The organism is Aquamicrobium terrae, from assembly GCF_052978165.1.
Map to the genome: position 1 here is coordinate 3,461,951 of NZ_JBRKLZ010000001.1, position 13,691 is coordinate 3,475,641.

The 13,691-nt window shown below is 63.0% G+C and carries 13 protein-coding genes, 4 tRNA genes and 1 pseudogene; 15 read left to right on the top strand and 3 right to left on the bottom strand.

All coding sequences use genetic code 11. The annotated features are described in order from the left end of the window. Positions 1 to 25 precede the first annotated feature (25 nt). Together ACVCNR_RS17045 and ACVCNR_RS17050 are read left to right on the top strand one after the other, a co-directional pair. The gene (locus ACVCNR_RS17045; protein WP_354192475.1) at positions 26 to 1,255 is read left to right on the top strand and encodes a putative DNA modification/repair radical SAM protein; all 1,230 of its coding nucleotides are present in this window, start codon (positions 26 to 28) and stop codon (positions 1,253 to 1,255) included. 8 nt (positions 1,256 to 1,263) lie between these two features. Next, a pseudogene (locus ACVCNR_RS17050) lies at positions 1,264 to 2,631 on the top strand (UdgX family uracil-DNA binding protein); the annotation flags it as partial. 88 nt (positions 2,632 to 2,719) lie between these two features. Here ACVCNR_RS17050 and ACVCNR_RS17055 read toward each other — a convergent pair. After that, a tRNA-Thr gene (locus ACVCNR_RS17055) sits at positions 2,720 to 2,795 on the bottom strand. Between the two features lie 126 nt (positions 2,796 to 2,921). Between ACVCNR_RS17055 and ACVCNR_RS17060 the strand changes: the two genes are divergently transcribed. Next, complete coding sequence (locus ACVCNR_RS17060; protein ID WP_354192473.1) at positions 2,922 to 3,089, top strand: hypothetical protein; 168 nt, start codon at positions 2,922 to 2,924, stop codon at positions 3,087 to 3,089. 16 nt (positions 3,090 to 3,105) lie between these two features. Here the strand turns inward: ACVCNR_RS17060 and bhcR are convergent, their stop codons facing one another. Then, positions 3,106 to 3,921: an HTH-type transcriptional regulator BhcR gene (gene bhcR / locus ACVCNR_RS17065; protein ID WP_354192472.1), complete on the bottom strand. Its 816-nt coding sequence runs from the start codon at positions 3,919 to 3,921 to the stop codon at positions 3,106 to 3,108. A gap of 203 nt (positions 3,922 to 4,124) precedes the next feature. Between bhcR and gcl the strand changes: the two genes are divergently transcribed. From gcl to ACVCNR_RS17080, 3 genes are all read left to right on the top strand, one after another. Next, complete coding sequence (gene gcl, locus ACVCNR_RS17070) at positions 4,125 to 5,906, top strand: glyoxylate carboligase (protein ID WP_354192471.1); 1,782 nt, start codon at positions 4,125 to 4,127, stop codon at positions 5,904 to 5,906. A 61-nt stretch (positions 5,907 to 5,967) separates the two neighbouring features. Then, complete coding sequence (gene hyi, locus ACVCNR_RS17075) at positions 5,968 to 6,765, top strand: hydroxypyruvate isomerase (protein WP_354192470.1); 798 nt, start codon at positions 5,968 to 5,970, stop codon at positions 6,763 to 6,765. A gap of 20 nt (positions 6,766 to 6,785) precedes the next feature. Next, positions 6,786 to 7,670: a 2-hydroxy-3-oxopropionate reductase gene (locus ACVCNR_RS17080; RefSeq protein ID WP_354192468.1), complete on the top strand. Its 885-nt coding sequence runs from the start codon at positions 6,786 to 6,788 to the stop codon at positions 7,668 to 7,670. Positions 7,671 to 7,814: 144 nt separating this feature from the next. Here ACVCNR_RS17080 and ACVCNR_RS17085 read toward each other — a convergent pair whose 3' ends face one another. Next, positions 7,815 to 8,666: a TrmH family RNA methyltransferase gene (locus ACVCNR_RS17085; RefSeq protein ID WP_447075600.1), complete on the bottom strand. Its 852-nt coding sequence runs from the start codon at positions 8,664 to 8,666 to the stop codon at positions 7,815 to 7,817. Positions 8,667 to 8,859: 193 nt separating this feature from the next. On the opposite strand from ACVCNR_RS17085, the gene ACVCNR_RS17090 reads away from it, so the two are divergent. From ACVCNR_RS17090 to rplA, 9 genes are all read left to right on the top strand, one after another. After that, a tRNA-Tyr gene (locus ACVCNR_RS17090) sits at positions 8,860 to 8,944 on the top strand. 23 nt (positions 8,945 to 8,967) lie between these two features. After that, positions 8,968 to 9,041: transfer RNA gene (locus tag ACVCNR_RS17095), tRNA-Gly, on the top strand. A gap of 230 nt (positions 9,042 to 9,271) precedes the next feature. Next, the gene (tuf, locus tag ACVCNR_RS17100; protein ID WP_447073292.1) at positions 9,272 to 10,447 is read left to right on the top strand and encodes an elongation factor Tu; all 1,176 of its coding nucleotides are present in this window, start codon (positions 9,272 to 9,274) and stop codon (positions 10,445 to 10,447) included. Between the two features lie 103 nt (positions 10,448 to 10,550). Then, on the top strand, positions 10,551 to 11,090 hold the full coding sequence (locus ACVCNR_RS17105) for a putative glycolipid-binding domain-containing protein (protein WP_447075601.1): 540 nt from the start codon (positions 10,551 to 10,553) through the stop codon (positions 11,088 to 11,090). A 107-nt stretch (positions 11,091 to 11,197) separates the two neighbouring features. Beyond that, positions 11,198 to 11,273, top strand: a tRNA-Trp gene (locus tag ACVCNR_RS17110). A 335-nt stretch (positions 11,274 to 11,608) separates the two neighbouring features. After that, a complete protein-coding gene (gene secE, locus ACVCNR_RS17115) occupies positions 11,609 to 11,812 on the top strand; it encodes a preprotein translocase subunit SecE (RefSeq protein ID WP_354199853.1) in 204 nt (67 codons plus the stop codon). A 27-nt stretch (positions 11,813 to 11,839) separates the two neighbouring features. Continuing rightward, positions 11,840 to 12,379: a transcription termination/antitermination protein NusG gene (nusG, locus tag ACVCNR_RS17120; RefSeq protein WP_354199854.1), complete on the top strand. Its 540-nt coding sequence runs from the start codon at positions 11,840 to 11,842 to the stop codon at positions 12,377 to 12,379. Between the two features lie 170 nt (positions 12,380 to 12,549). Further along, positions 12,550 to 12,978 carry a 50S ribosomal protein L11 gene (gene rplK / locus ACVCNR_RS17125; RefSeq protein WP_354199855.1) on the top strand — a complete coding sequence of 143 codons (429 nt, stop codon included), beginning with the start codon at positions 12,550 to 12,552 and terminating at the stop codon, positions 12,976 to 12,978. 4 nt (positions 12,979 to 12,982) lie between these two features. Further along, positions 12,983 to 13,681, top strand: a complete 699-nt coding sequence (gene rplA / locus ACVCNR_RS17130) for a 50S ribosomal protein L1 (protein WP_447075602.1) — start codon at positions 12,983 to 12,985, stop codon at positions 13,679 to 13,681. Positions 13,682 to 13,691: the final 10 nt, after the last annotated feature.

The window sequence follows — 13,691 nt, forward strand, 5'->3', positions numbered from 1 at the left end:
AATCCGGAACATATAGTGAACATACATGAAAAAGACGCTGCAAGAGCGGCTCGCCATTCTCGCCGACGCCGCGAAATACGATGCTTCCTGCGCATCGAGCGGAACTGAAAAGCGCGATTCCATCAATGGTGGGATCGGGTCTACGCAAGGTTCCGGCATCTGCCATGCCTATGCGCCGGACGGGCGCTGCATTTCGCTGCTGAAGATCCTGCTCACCAACTTTTGCATTTATGATTGCGCCTATTGCATCAACCGGTCGTCCAGCAATGTCGAGCGCGCCCGGTTCACGCCGGAGGAAGTGATATGGCTGACGCTGGAATTCTACAGGCGCAACTATATCGAGGGCTTGTTTCTGTCCTCGGGCATTATCCGCAGCGCCGACTACACGATGGAGCAGCTTGTGCGCGTGGCGCGCGACCTGCGGCTGACCCATGGATTCAAAGGCTATATCCATCTGAAAACCATCCCCGAGGCGTCGGTAGGATTGCTTGAGGAAGCCGGCCTTTATGCCGACCGGCTGTCGATCAACATCGAACTGCCGACGGATGAGGGCATTGTCGATCTTGCGCCGGAGAAGCAGCCGGGGCAGATCCGTCGCGCCATGGGCGACTTGCGCCTGCGCATCGAGGATGCAAGCGAGCCGACGAAGTTTACGAAGCGGCGCAAGCGGTTTGCCCCGGCCGGGCAATCGACGCAGATGATCGTCGGTGCCGATGGCGCGAGCGATGCGACGATCCTCGGCACATCCTCGCGGCTCTACAGCAGCTATGACCTCAAGCGCGTCTACTATTCGGCCTTCAGCCCGATACCCGATGCCTCTTCCCGCCTGCCTCCCGCCAAACCGCCGCTGATGCGCGAACACCGGCTGTATCAGGCGGACTGGCTTTATCGCTTCTATGGCTTTGGCATCGACGAGATAACCTCCGCCCGGCCGGACGGCATGCTTGATCTCGACCTTGATCCCAAGCTTGCCTGGGCGCTCTCGCACCGCGAGGATTTCCCGGTCGACGTCAACCGGGCCTCGCGGGAGATGCTGCTTCGGGTGCCGGGGCTGGGCACGAAATCGGTGTCCGCCATTATCATCGCGCGCCGGCAGCGCAGCCTGGGGCTGGACGATCTGGCAAGGCTGAACATTTCGGTCCGCAAGGTACGCGCCTTCCTGTGCGCTCGCGGGTGGACGCCGCTGCGCCTTATCGACCGGTCCGATCTGCGCGATTTCTTCACCCCGCAGCCCGAGCAGATGGTGTTGCTGTGAGTGCGCGTGTGTGTCTGCACCGTGCCGCCGACCTTGGCGAGTGGCGCGATGCGGCGCGTTCGCTGCTTCTGGCCGGCGTGCCGCCGGAGGAGGTGGAATGGTCGCAGCGCGATGCGGATCTTTTTGGTGCAGTGCCGACCGAAGTACCGCTGCCCGGAGCGGAAGCCCCCACGCCGTCTGTGCCGCGCCGCTTTCTGGATATGGCCGAGGCCGTGGTCTGCCACAGCGATCCCGGCCGCTTCTCCCTGCTTTATCGAACCTTGTGGCGGTTGCAGGGCGACCCTCATCTGATCGGCTTTCTGCCCGATCCTGACATGCAGCGCCTGCATCGCATGGAAAAATCCGTGCGCCGCGACTGCCACAAGATGACGGCTTTCGTGCGTTTCCGCGAATGTTCCGGCAAGCCGGGAGCGCGCCGCCGTTTCGTGGCCTGGTTCGAGCCGGATCATCATATCGTTGCCCGCACCGCCCCGTTTTTCGCCAAGCGCTTCGCCGACATGGACTGGATGATCCTGACGCCGAAGGGCAGCGCGGGTCTTGAAGGCGGTCAGCTTACGCTGTCGGAAAAGCCTGCGGTCCGCCCGGACCTGTCGGATGCTACCGAAGCGCTGTGGCGCACCTACTACGCTTCCATCTTCAATCCGGCGCGATTGAAGGTGAAGGCGATGCAGGCGGAGATGCCGAAGAAATACTGGAAGAATCTGCCGGAGGCTTCCCTGATACCCGCTCTTGTCGCGGGGGCGGGGCAGCGCGCGGCGCACATGGTTCACCAGCAAAGGCAGCTTGCAACACCGGCTTTTCATGATCGCCTCGCTGCACGCCGGTCTTCAGTTCGGGAACCTGTGGAGCAGGCAGGGACAGGGGCGCTTGCGGCAAATATCGATGAGTTGCGCAAACACGCCGCCGCCTGCATGCAATGCCCATTGCACTGCAACGCCACCCGGACGGTGTTCGGGGAGGGGTCTTCCCAGGCCGATCTCATGATCGTGGGGGAGCAGCCGGGCGATGTCGAGGACCTGACCGGCCGCCCCTTCACCGGCCCGGCGGGTCAGTTGCTCGACAAGGCTCTGGCAGATCACGGGATCGAAAGGGAAAAGCTCTGGCTCACCAACGCGGTGAAACATTTCAAGTTCGTTGCACGTGGCAAGAAGCGCATCCACCAGAGCCCGAACCGGGGCGACATCGATCATTGTCGCTGGTGGCTGAAACGCGAGATAGAACTGGTCAAACCAAAGCTCATTCTGGCGCTGGGAGCGACCGCGGTCCAATCGCTGACCGGAAAGCGCGCTTCCGTGACCGTGTTGCGTGGTCGGACGATTGACACGATGTTTGGTGTTCCGGCGCTGGTGACATGGCATCCGGCCTATCTGCTGCGCCTGCCAGATCCGGCGCGCGCAACGGAAGCTGTCAGACTTTTTCAACAGGATATCGATACGGCTTCTGCAATGCTTTCGGCAGGAGAACTGGTGCCCCCGGCAGGGATCGAACCCGCGACCTTCGGTTTACAAAACCGCTGCTCTACCAGCTGAGCTACAAGGGCAACGCGCTTCGGTTAGCATATTTGCCGCGCCAGTAAAGACAAATCCGAACCGGGACGCCCTGGATGGGCTGAAACTCGCAGCTTCGTTTCCTACATCAGTGGCAAGAGCCATCCCGGAGGGAGAAGATGATCCGTTTCGTCATCATCGCCTTGATCGTGCTTGCCGCCTGGGTGTTGCTGCTCAACACCATCAGGGTGTTCAGGGGCATGAAGATCGACTGGACAGGTGTCGCCTTCATGATCGGCTTCGTGGTGCTCGCCTTCTATCTGCGCCATGTGAGCGGCATGGGCTGAGGGGGAGGCCACTTCCTCAACGCCGGCCGCCGATGAGGACGGTGACTTCCGCCGCCGCGTCCCGCACTGCCGGCCCGATCTGGGCCAGCCGCTCGGGGGTGACGCGCACAGTGGGGCCGGATACGGACACGCCTCCCACCGGCTCGCCATATTCGTTGAAGATGGCGGCAGCCACGCAGCGCATGCCGATGTTGCGCTCTTCATCGTCCACCGCCCAGCCGCGCGTTCGGGCATCGGCAAGATCCCGCATCAGCTCGGTCAGGGAAGAGTGCGTTCGGTCGGTGTAGGTTTCCAGGCCGGAACGGGCGATGATGGCCGACACCCTTTCGGAGTCGAGATGGGACAGCACCGCCTTGCCGATGCCGGAGGCATGGAAGGCCGTGCGCGTGCCGGGGCGGAAGAAGGCCCGGATCGCCTGATGCGTTTCGACCTGGCTGACGAACACCACGCAATCTTCCTCGGCAAGCCCCAGATTGGCGGTCTCGCCGGTCTTCTCCATGAGTTCCTGCATCACCACGCGCGCCCGGTCCACCAGCTTGCGCCCGCGCAGGAAAGCCGAGCCCATGCGATAGGTCTCGACGCCGATCGACCACAATTGCTCGGTGCGGTCGAACTCGACCATGCCGTGGGCTTCGAGGGTGGTGAGCATGCGATAGGCCGTGGCGGCGGCGATGCCGGACCTGTCGGCGAGTTCGCTCAGCGAAAGCCCGCTTCCCTCCGCCACGATGGCCAGTATCCGCAAGGCCCGGTCCAGCGACTGTACCTGTCCCGCTTCCGGGGAGGGATTGAACGCGCGTGGCCGCCCGCGCTGGCGTTTCTCGATCTTATCCATGATTCATTGTCCCCCATTTTCTCCGCATCGCAATGAAAAAGTTTTTTATGGAGAGCTTCGGATGAACGATCTGAAAAATGAAAATGAACGAAAAATCATCATGTTGACGAAAAGAACAAAAAATGAAAAACTTTTTTGAAAAAATTGAAAAATACCGGATCCGGTGTCATCCTTGCAGCATCTGAATTGCTGGAGGTGCCGCCATGGCCAAGATGCGTGCTGTCGATGCCGCTGTTCTCGTTCTCGAGAAGGAGGGGATTTCCTATTCCTTCGGTGTGCCGGGGGCAGCGATCAATCCGTTCTATTCCGCCTTGAAGGCGCGCGGCTCGATCCGCCATATCCTTGCCCGCCATGTCGAGGGCGCCTCGCACATGGCCGAAGGCTACACCCGCGCCAAGGCCGGCAACATCGGCCTGTGCATCGGAACCTCGGGCCCGGCCGGCACCGATATGATCACGGGCCTCTATTCGGCCTCGGCCGACTCCATCCCGATCCTGTGCATCACGGGGCAGGCGCCGCGCGCCCGGCTGAACAAGGAAGACTTCCAGGCGGTCGACATCGCGGCGATTGCCGGCCCGGTCACCAAGTGGGCGGTCACCGTCATGGAGCCCTATCTGGTTCCGATGGCCTTGCAGAAGGCGTTCCACCTCATGCGCTCGTCGCGGCCGGGTCCGGTCCTGATCGACCTGCCGATCGACGTCCAGCTTGCCGAGATCGACTTCGACATCGACGCCTATGAGCCGCTGCCGGACTTCAAGCCGGCCATGACCCGCATCCAGGCCGAAAAGGCACTGGCCATGCTGAACGAGGCGGAGAAGCCGCTGATCGTCGCCGGCGGCGGCATCATCAACGCCGATGCCTCGGATCTGCTGATCGAGTTCGCGGAGATCACCGGCGTGCCCGTCGTCCCGACCCTGATGGGCTGGGGCTCGATCCCCGACGACCACCGGCTGATGGCCGGCATGTGCGGCCTGCAGACCTCGCACCGCTATGGCAACGCCACGATGATCGAGTCGGATTTCGTCTTCGGCATCGGCAATCGCTGGGCCAACCGCCACACCGGCTCCGTCGATGTCTATACCAAGGGCAAGAAGTTCATCCATGTCGATATCGAGCCGACCCAGATCGGCCGCGTCTTCGCCCCCGATCTCGGCATCGTCTCCGATGCCGGTGCTGCGCTTAAGATGCTGCTCGACGTCGCGACGGAATGGAAGACGGCCGGCAAGCTGCGCGACTGGTCCGGCTGGGCCAAGGAATGCCAGCAGCGCAAGAAGAAAATGAAGCGCAAGACCCATTTCGAGCAGGTGCCGCTGAAGCCGCAGCGCGTCTATGAGGAGATGAACCGGGCGTTCGACCGCGACACGACCTATGTCACCACCATCGGCCTCAGCCAGATCGCGGGCGCGCAGTTCCTGCACGTCTACAAGCCGCGCAACTGGGTCAATTGCGGCCAGGCCGGCCCGCTCGGCTGGACCCTGCCTGCGGCGCTCGGCGTTCGTGCGGCGCGGCCGGATGCGAATATCGTTGCATTGTCAGGCGATTACGACTTCCAGTTCATGATCGAGGAACTGGCCGTCGGCGCCCAGCACAAGCTGCCTTACATCCATATCGTCGTGAACAACGCCTATCTCGGCCTGATCCGCCAGGCCCAGCGCGGCTTCTCGATGGATTTTGAAGTCAGCCTCGCCTTCGAGAACATCAACACGGTCGGCCATTCGGAAGTCGGTTATGGTGTCGATCACGTCGCCGTCGCCGAGGCCATGGGCTGCAAGGCGGTGCGCGTGCGCAGGCCGGAGGAGTTCGAGCACGCCTTCGCCGAGGCGCGGCGGTTGATGGAAGAGCATCAGGTGCCGGTCGTGCTTGAATTCATCCTCGAACGGGTCACCAATATCTCCATGGGCACCGAGATCGACAACATCACCGAATTCGAGGAGCTTGCCGAGCGCAACGAGGATGCCCCGACGGCCATCGTCATGCTCGACTGAGCCGGCTCGCGGCCGGCAGGCCGCGCCGGGGAGTAGATTCATTTTATCAGGGAACAGCGTTATGCCACGGTTTTCAGCCAACCTTTCCATGCTCTTCAACGAGTATGACTTCCTCGACCGCTTCGAGGCCGCCGCCCGCGCCGGATTCAAGGGCGTGGAATATCTCGGAGCCTACGACCACTTTCCGGAGGAGGTGGCGGCCCGCCTGACGAAGAACGGGTTGACGCAGGTTCTCTTCAACGTGCCTTCGGGCGACTGGGCCGGCGGCGAGCGCGGCATCGCCATCCTGCCGGGCCGGGTCGAGGAGTTCCAGGCCGGCGTCGACAAGGCCATCACCTACGCCAAGGCCCTCGGCTGCGGTCAGGTGAACTGCCTTGCCGGCATCGCGCCGGCCGGCGCTTCGCGGGAAGAGCTTGAGAAGGTATTCGTCGAGAACCTGAAATTCGCCGCCGACAAGCTGGGCGAGGCGGGCGTGCGCTTGCTGATCGAGCCGATCAACACCCGCGACATTCCCGGCTTCTTCCTGACCGGCACGCAACAGGCCCTCGACCTGATCGAGAAGGTCGGCTCGCAGAATCTCTATCTGCAATACGACATCTATCACATGCAGATCATGGAGGGGGATCTCGCCCGCACGATCGAGGCCAATCTCGACTGCATCGCGCATATCCAGCTTGCGGACAATCCGGGCCGTCATGAGCCGGGCACGGGCGAGATCAATTACCCGTTCCTCTACGACTTCATCGACCGCCTCGGCTATTCCGGCTGGATCGGTGCGGAATACAAGCCCAAGGACGGCACCGAGGCCGGTCTTGGCTGGCTGCGTGAACTGGCGGCCAAGGACAGCGCGGCAGCGTGACGGATCGAAAGGACAGAGCAATGGACACCATCGGCTTCATCGGGCTGGGTATCATGGGTGCACCGATGGCCGGGCATCTGCTGGATGCCGGCTACACGGTCGTCACCACCGACCACAGGTCGAAACCGCCTGCGGATCTCGTCGCCAAGGGCCTGAAGGTCGTGACCGGCAATGCCGCGGTGGCGCAGGCGGCGGATATCGTCATCACCATGGTGCCGGATACCCCGCAGGTGGACGAGGTGCTGTTCGGCGACAACGGCGTCGCCTCGGGCCTGTCGAAGGGCAAGCTGGTCATCGACATGTCGTCGATCTCCCCGATCGCCACCAAGGAGTTCGCCAGGAAGATCAACGAGCTCGGCTGCGATTATCTCGACGCCCCGGTCTCGGGCGGCGAGGTCGGCGCCAAGGCGGCCTCGCTCACCATCATGGTCGGCGGCGAGGAGAAGGCTTTCGAGCGCGCCAGGCCGGTGTTCGACAAGATGGGCAAGAACGTCACGCTGGTCGGCCCCAACAGCGTCGGCCAGACCACCAAGGTGGCCAACCAGATCGTGGTGGCGCTGACCATCGAGGCCGTGGCCGAGGCGCTGGTGTTCGCCTCCAAGGCCGGCGCCGATCCCGCCAAGGTGCGGCAGGCGCTGATGGGCGGGCTGGCTTCGTCGCGCATCCTGGAAGTGCATGGCGAACGCATGATCAAGCGCACCTTCGATCCGGGCTTCCGCATCGAGCTGCACCAGAAGGACCTCAACTTGGCGCTCGAAGGCGCCCGCTCGCTGGGCGTGTCGCTGCCGAACACCTCGACTGCGCAGCAGCTCTTCAATTCCTGCGCCGCCAATGGCGGGGCCAAGGAGGACCATTCGGCCATGGTGCGCGCGCTGGAGCGCATGGCCGGGCATGATGTAGCCTGATCGCAGGAACGGGATTGGCGAACAGCCAGTACCAGTAGCGGGTGGCAGACGGGGCGTCGGGATGTTCCCACCGGCGTTCCGTTGTGCCGCCCGTTACAGTATCTGACCGGAAATCTCGCGCTTCCGTTGGGAAGCGCAAGGGAACTATGCGTTCAGGAACCTGCCTGCCGCGTAGAGCGCCACGGCCGCCGCATTCGACACATTGAGCGAGCGGATGGCGCCGGGCATGTCGAGACGGGCGAGCGCGCTCACCGTCTCGCGCGTCTTTTGCCGAAGGCCCTTGCCCTCGGCCCCCAGAACCAGCGCGATGCGGTCGCCGGAAAACGTCTTTTCCAGCTCGGCCGGACCTTCCGAATCGAGGCCGATGCTCTGGAAGCCCATCTCGTGCAGGGTCTGTAATGCCTCCGCCAGGTTGCGCACCTCGATATGATCGATGTGTTCGAGGGCGCCGGAGGCGGATTTCGCCAGCACGCCGGATTCGGCCGGGCTATGGCGCGCGGTGGTGATGAGCGCGCCGGCGCCGAACGCCACCGCCGAGCGCAGTATGGCGCCGACATTGTGCGGGTCGGTCACCTGATCCAGGACCAGCACCAGTTTCGATTCGCCCAGCGCATCGAGCGGCTTGGGACTCAGCGGCTCGGCCTCGATCAGCACGCCCTGGTGCACGGCATCCGATCCGGTGATCTTCTCGATCTCGCGCGGTTCGGCGAGGCGGGCCGGAAAAGGCAGGGCCTCCAGCGCCCCGATGTCCAGCCGCTCCGCCGCGTTGCGGGTGACCAGCATGGAACGCACCTTGCGCGCCGGGTTGGCGATGGCCGCCCGCACCGTGTGCAGCCCGTACAGATGCACTAGCCCGTCCGCAGGCCCTTCGCCGGGGGCGACCTTGCGCCGGGGCCGATGCTGGGGCGGCCCGCCGGCCTTCTCGTCGCGATGGGCGCGGCGCAGCCTTGCGTAGTGGGAATCCTTCGGGGTGCCGGTTTTCTTCATGTCGCTCATTGCTGTCCTATAGCCGGGGAGGCCCGCTTTGCCTATGTCTGCGGCATGCATGAAAATTCTGCGGAGAAAACGCCTCCGGCGCGGTTGACACAAAACAACCTTGCGGCCATAAGGCGCTTCGCTGATGACGGGCATCCGTAAGGGGCTCCGGCATCCTTGCAAATGCCTTGCAGCAAGGCTCCGTCGGCAGACTGGAGGAGTGCCCGAGTGGTTAAAGGGGACGGACTGTAAATCCGTTGGCTTAGCCTACGTTGGTTCGAATCCAACCTCCTCCACCACTGCCGGACCGGAGACTTGAAATGCGGGTGTAGCTCAATGGTAGAGCAGCAGCCTTCCAAGCTGAATACGAGGGTTCGATTCCCTTCACCCGCTCCAATCCTCCTGCTCCAGTACCCAAGAGCTTCCGCCGGTTTCGGCCGCATTCCGGGCCCCTCTTAAAGTGGCGCCGGTGGCTTCCTATATCTGCGTCATTCACCCGCAGTCGCATGCTCCGGGGGCATGGCGGAACCCCGGCCGGCCAAAAGACACTTGTGTTTTGTGGCCGTTCTCGCTAATCGCCCCGCATTCGACTGAACCAAAGGTCCACGCGCCCAAGGAAAGAGACTATGGCAAAAGGTAAATTCGAGCGCACGAAGCCTCATGTGAACATTGGCACGATTGGTCACGTTGACCATGGCAAGACGTCTTTGACGGCGGCGATCACGAAGTTCTTCGGCGATTTCCGGGCGTATGACCAGATTGACAACGCGCCTGAGGAGAAGGCGCGCGGCATCACGATCTCGACCTCGCATGTGGAGTACGAGACGGAGAACCGTCACTATGCGCATGTCGACTGCCCCGGCCACGCCGACTATGTGAAGAACATGATCACGGGTGCGGCGCAGATGGACGGCGCGATCCTGGTTGTTTCGGCGGCTGACGGCCCGATGCCGCAGACGCGCGAGCACATCCTTCTGGCCCGCCAGGTTGGCGTTCCGGCGATCGTTGTGTTCCTGAACAAGTGCGACCAGGTTGACGATCCGGAGCTTCTGGAGCTGGTCGAGCTGGAGGTTCGCGAGCTTCTGTCGAAGTACGAGTTCCCGGGCGACGACACGCCGATCGTCAAGGGTTCGGCGCTGGCGGCGCTTGAGGATTCCTCGAAGGAGCTGGGCGAGGACGCGATCCGCAAGCTGATGGCCGAGGTCGACGCCTACATCCCGACGCCGGAGCGTCCGATCGACAAGCCGTTCCTGATGCCGATCGAGGACGTGTTCTCGATCTCGGGCCGCGGCACGGTTGTGACCGGCCGCGTCGAGCGCGGCGTGGTCAAGGTGGGTGAGGAACTGGAGATCGTGGGCATCCGCCCGACGACCAAGACGACCTGCACGGGCGTGGAGATGTTCCGCAAGCTGCTCGACCAGGGCCAGGCTGGCGACAACATCGGCGCGCTGCTGCGCGGCGTTGACCGTGACGGCGTCGAGCGCGGCCAGGTTCTGGCCAAGCCGGGTTCGGTGAAGCCGCACAAGAAGTTCAAGGCCGAGGCCTACATTCTGACGAAGGAGGAGGGTGGCCGTCACACGCCGTTCTTCACCAACTACCGTCCGCAGTTCTACTTCCGCACGACGGACGTGACGGGCATCGTGACGCTTCCGGCCGGCACCGAGATGGTGATGCCGGGCGACAACGTGACGGTGGACGTGGAACTGATCGTGCCGATCGCCATGGAAGAGCGCCTGCGCTTCGCCATCCGCGAGGGCGGCCGCACCGTCGGCGCCGGCATCGTCGCCGCAATCGTCGAATAAGCTGACGGTTCCTGTCAGCAGGAACTCGGAAAGGGGCGGCCTTCGGGTCGCCCCTTTTCCATCTTGGCGGTAGTCTGCACCGTTCGATCGGGAGGAGGATGCCATGACGGTGCTGCGCTGGGCGCAATGGAGCGGGCAGGGCCTGCAGCATGTCGTTTTGACGGAACGGGACGGCTGGCTCACCGCCGAAGCGGTCGTGATCGGCTCAGACACCGCGGATTTTGCCGCCAGCTTTCGCCTCGTCGCCGATGACGGTTGGCGGTCGCGGCGCGTCGAGGTTGCCGTAAGCGGCGGCCCGTCGCTGCGGCTGGAAGGCGATGGAGCTGGCAACTGGACGAGGGAGGGGCTGGCGTTGCCGCAACTGGCGGGCGCGGTGGACCCGGACATTTCTATAACGCCGTTGACCAACACCTTTCCGGTCAGGCGCCTTGGCCTGGCGAAGGGCGAAAGCGCGGAAATCCGCACCGCCTATATCGATGTGCCGAGCCTCGACGTGTTTGCCGATCCCCAGCGCTACACCTGCCTCGACGTGCGCAGGCGCTATCTCTACGAATCGCTCGTCAGCGATTTCCGCGCCGAAATCGAGTTCGACAAGGACGGCTTCGTCACCAATTATCCCGGCCTGTTCAGGCGTCTGGCCTAGCCGGCCGGGACAGGCCTTGTTCAAGCGGCACAGGACGCGCTTTCTCTCTTTACAGACGGCGTCCAAGCCACTAGGAAGCGCCTGTCGCGCCTAAAGCGCGATGAGTTAGGGGTATAGCTCAGTTGGTAGAGCGGCGGTCTCCAAAACCGCAGGTCGCGGGTTCGAGCCCTGCTGCCCCTGCCATTTCCTGCCGCACTTGCGTGAATTCGGCAGTGTATTGCCATATTGGGCGATTTGCGGCATAAGAAGGCATAGCCGGGACGGGACGACTGGATGGTTCCGAGGCGGCGTGTGGTCGTAAAACGGATGCTTGCCACTTGCGCGTGCCAAGAATCGGTTTTATGTAGGCATTAACAGACACGCGACGCGTGGAGCTGGGAATCCGGCTTTGCGCGTCTGATTTGCATGAACGGAATGGTTTGCTGATTCGCTGCGAGCCTTGAAATTCATGCCTCACGTCCCGCCTGGCGGGATCATCCAGAGGGTCCGGCCCACGGGTCCCGAAAGCAGAGCGGCATATGGCGTCGAAGACAACCAATCCTTTCGTCTTCCTTCAGCAGGTTCGAACCGAGGTCAGCAAGGTCACGTGGCCCACACGGCGCGAGACGCTGATTTCCACGGTGATGGTGCTGATCTTCTCGCTGCTGGCGATGCTCTTCTTCTTCGCCGCCGATCAGCTCATGGGCCTCGCCGTCGAGTTGATCCTCGGCATCGGGCGTTAAGTTCGGCGAATACGGAGAAGTCTTTACATGACCGCGCGCTGGTACATCGTCCATGCCTATTCCAACTTCGAGAAGAAGGTGGCGGACGACATTGAGAACAAGGCCCGCCAGAAGGGCCTGAGCGACAGGATCGAGCAGATCGTGGTGCCGACCGAGAAGGTGGTCGAGGTGCGCCGCGGCAAGAAGGTCGATGCCGAGCGCAAGTTCTTCCCCGGCTACGTGCTCATGAAGGCCGATCTCAACGATGCGGTGATCTCGCTGGTCAAGAACACGCCGCGTGTCACCGGCTTCCTCGGCGAGGACAAGCACACCGCCAAGCCGATGCACATCACCGACAAGGAGGCCGAGCGCATCCTGCACCAGGTGCAGGAGGGCGTGGAGCGGCCGAAGCCGTCGGTCACCTTCGAGGTGGGCGAGGCGATCCGTGTTTCCGACGGCCCCTTCGCTTCCTTCAACGGTTTCGTGCAGGAGGTGGACGAGGAGCGCGCGCGGCTCAAGGTGGAGGTTTCGATCTTCGGGCGCGCCGTGCCTGTCGATCTGGAATTCGGGCAGGTCGAAAAGGGCTGACCCGTATCGGTGTCGTCCGTATGGCGGCACCGCAAGGGCGGCGCACCTCTTGCGTCGCTTTTAATGGTGGGAGGCAAGGGCGGCTTTAGCCGGCTGCCGGGACCGCACCACCGGACTGCAACCGCCGGCGTTTCCCGAAACGGGCCGGCATGAAACAAGGCAGATGAGAGATGGCTAAGAAGATTGCAGGCCAGCTCAAGCTTCAGGTTCCCGCGGGGTCGGCCACGCCGTCGCCCCCGATCGGCCCTGCGCTTGGTCAGCGTGGCATCAACATCATGGAGTTCTGCAAGGCGTTCAACGCGCAGAGCCAGGAGATGGAAAAGGGTTCGCCGATTCCGGTGGTGATCACCTACTATCAGGACAAGTCGTTCACCTTCGTCATGAAGACGCCGCCGGTGACCTACTTCCTGAAGAAGGCCGCCAACCTGAAGTCGGGCTCCAAGGAGCCGGGCAAGGCCAAGGCCGGCCAGATCAGCCGCGACAAGGTGCGCGAGATCGCCGAAGCCAAGATGAAGGACCTGAACGCAAACGACGTGGAAGCGGCGATGCGCATGGTCGAAGGTTCTGCCCGTTCGATGGGCCTGGAAGTGGTGGGCTGATCAGATGGCTAAGATTTCCAAGCGCGTAGCGAAGTCCCGCGAAGGTCTGGACCCGAACAAGGTCTATGCCCTCGAAGATGCGATCAAGCTCCTGAAGGACCGTTCCACGGTCAAGTTCGACGAGACCATCGAAGTGTCGATGAACCTCGGCGTCGATCCGCGTCATGCCGACCAGATGGTCCGCGGCGTGGTCAACCTGCCGAACGGCACCGGCCGTACGGTCCGCGTTGCCGTGTTCGCTCGTGGCGACAAGGCCGAGGAGGCCAAGGCTGCCGGCGCCGATATCGTGGGCGCAGAGGATCTGGTCGAAACCGTCCAGAAGGGCGAGATCAACTTCGATCGCTGCATCGCCACGCCGGACATGATGCCGCTCGTCGGCCGTCTCGGCAAGGTGCTCGGCCCGCGCGGCATGATGCCGAACCCGAAGGTCGGCACCGTCACCACCGACGTGGCCGGTGCGGTCAAGGCTTCGAAGGGCGGCGCCGTCGAGTTCCGCGTCGAGAAGGCCGGTATCGTCCATGGCGGCGTCGGCAAGGTCTCCTTCGACGTCAAGGCTCTGGAAGAGAACGTCCGCGCCTTCGCCGATGCGGTCAACAAGGCCAAGCCGACGGGCGCCAAGGGCGTTTACGTCAAGCGCGTCGCGATTTCCTCGACGATGGGCCCGGGCCTCAAGCTGGATGTGGCGTCTCTCGCCATTTCCTGAAGCAATTCCT